Origin of the sequence: Roseicyclus sp., from assembly GCF_052168335.1 — a bacterium.
In the GTDB taxonomy this organism is placed as follows: Bacteria; Pseudomonadota; Alphaproteobacteria; order Rhodobacterales; family Rhodobacteraceae; genus Roseibacterium.
In genome coordinates this window covers 1-2,048 of sequence record NZ_JBQLZP010000589.1, presented here as the reverse complement: position 1 = coordinate 2,048, position 2,048 = coordinate 1, and the positions used below count along the sequence as shown (strand labels likewise).

The 2,048-nt window shown below is 70.1% G+C and carries 2 protein-coding genes and 1 pseudogene; all 3 read left to right on the top strand.

The window, feature by feature from the left end; genetic code table 11:
* Positions 1–235 precede the first annotated feature (235 nt).
* A complete protein-coding gene (locus tag ACTS11_RS18080; protein WP_442641684.1) occupies positions 236–478 on the top strand; it encodes a hypothetical protein in 243 nt (80 codons plus the stop codon).
* Positions 479–557: 79 nt separating this feature from the next.
* Positions 558–875, top strand: coding sequence for an antibiotic biosynthesis monooxygenase family protein (locus ACTS11_RS18075; RefSeq protein WP_442641683.1), 318 nt, complete (start codon positions 558–560; stop codon positions 873–875).
* 125 nt (positions 876–1,000) lie between these two features.
* Positions 1,001–1,858 (top strand): annotated as a pseudogene (locus tag ACTS11_RS18070) (ABC transporter permease); the annotation flags it as partial.
* Positions 1,859–2,048 lie beyond the last annotated feature (190 nt).

Here is a 2,048-nt window from a genome sequence, read left to right as displayed (position 1 = left end):
CCGGAGCTTCCAGTTCTCCAAGCGCTGATCCGCGCCACCGGAACGGACAGGGGGCCGCCCTTCGGGGCGGCCCTCTTCGCGTTTCCCGGCAGGGCTTTGCCGGGGCCGGCTCACAAGATCGTGAGCCCGCTTCACCCGGCGCGAACCGCTTCCCACATCGCCGCCGCGGGTGCGCGGGGGCGAGACCGCCCGCACCCGTTCCGGACCAGTCGCGAAGAAGGAAGGAGACCTGCGCATGATCCGTCTTGCCCTGACCTGCATCCTGTCCGCGGCGCTGCCCCTCGCCGCGGCGGCCAAGCCGATCCCCGGCCCGGAGGCACAGGCCCCCAAGCCCGCCGTTCTCGCGGGACCGGCCCTTGCCCAGCCGACGACAGCCAAGAAGGACCCGGCCGCCGCCGTCCCGGTCCTTCTGACGGAGTCCGCGCTGCTGCAAGGCAAGGTGGCGCCCAAGCCCCTCGGCGCGGCCGCGAAGCACTGAGCGCCAACGGGCGCGCGGCCTTGACGCCGCGCGCTTCGGCCCGTCCCATGGGAGCGGACCAGGACCGGGAGGCAAGCCGATGTATCTCATCATGAACCGCTTCCGCGTGATCCCGGGGCAGGAGGACGCCTTCGAGGCCATGTGGGTCAGCCGCGACAGCCACCTGAAATCCGTGCCGGGCTTCGTCAGCTTCCACCTGATGCGGGGCGAGGCCGCGGACGGCGCGCGCCTCTACGCCTCGCACACGCTCTGGACCGACCGCGAGGCCTTCCTCGCCTGGACGAGGTCCGAGGCCTTCCGCGCCGCGCACAAAGGCGCGAAGTCCTCCGACGGGATGTATGACGGCCCGCCGGTCCTCGAATGTTTCGAGAGCGTGCAGGAGATCGCGGGGGCCTGAGCGAAGGGCCACACGCGACCCCTTGCGGCAGCGCCGCATTGGTTGCAGTCTCGGTCCCCGCGGGCGCATGTTCGGCCCGGACCGGGCCGGACAACGGCCACGGGCACAGGGGGCCGGTTGAACGCATGAACGCCATCTCGCGCGCGCTCAGGAGCGAAGGCGGCAAGGGCCTCCTCGCGGTGTCCCCGCCGCTGGTCTACGCGCTCCTCCTGCTCGCCGCGCCGCTCGCGACGATCGTGCTCTTCTCGTTCTGGACGCAGAGCTTCCTGACGATCGACCGGACCTTCACGCTGTCGAACTACGCCGAGGCGCTGACCGACCCGCTCTATCGCGAGCTCATGCTGCGCTCGCTGCGCATCTCGGCCACGGTCACTGCGGTCACGGTCGTCCTGGCCTTCCCGGTCGCCTACTTCATTTCCTTCCACGTGGCGCCCGACCGCAAGTCGCTCTGGCTCTTCCTCATCACGATTCCCTTCTGGACGAGCTACCTGATCCGCGTCTTCCTCTGGCGCGTGATCCTGGCCTATGACGGGCCGGTGAACGGCTCGCTCCTCGCGCTCGGCGTGATCGACGAGCCGCTTTCCTTCATCCTCTACAACGCCAACGCAGTCGTCATCACGCTGGCCCACGCCTTCGCGCCTTTCGCGATCCTGCCGATCTTCGTCAGCCTCGAGAAGATCGACCGCTCGCTCCTCGAGGCGGCGCGCGATCTCGGCGAGAGCAAGACGATGACCTTCCTGCGCGTGACGCTGCCGCTCGCCATGCCCGGCGTGCTGGCCGCCGTCCTCATCGTGTCGATCCCGACCGTGGGCGACTACGTCACGCCGCGCCTCGTCGGCGGGTCCGGCGGCACGATGATCGCCAACATGATCTACGCGCAGATCTTCGACCTGAACGACCGGCCCATGGGCGCGACGCTGGCGGTCCTCGCCATGGCCATCGTGGCGCTGACGCTCCTGTGGCTCTTCTCGCGCATCCGCTTCTGGCTCTGGATCGCCGAGACGCGGGGGGCCTGGATCGCGCTCGGCGCGGCCATCGCGGAAATCCTCGCGATCCGCGCGATCTTCCTGCTCGCGCCCGGGCTTCTCGGCGCGCCGGCCGCCTATCTCGGGCTCCTCGCGCTGGCCACGCTCGGCTCGGCGCTCATCTTCCTGCGGGTGCCGAAGGGGAGGG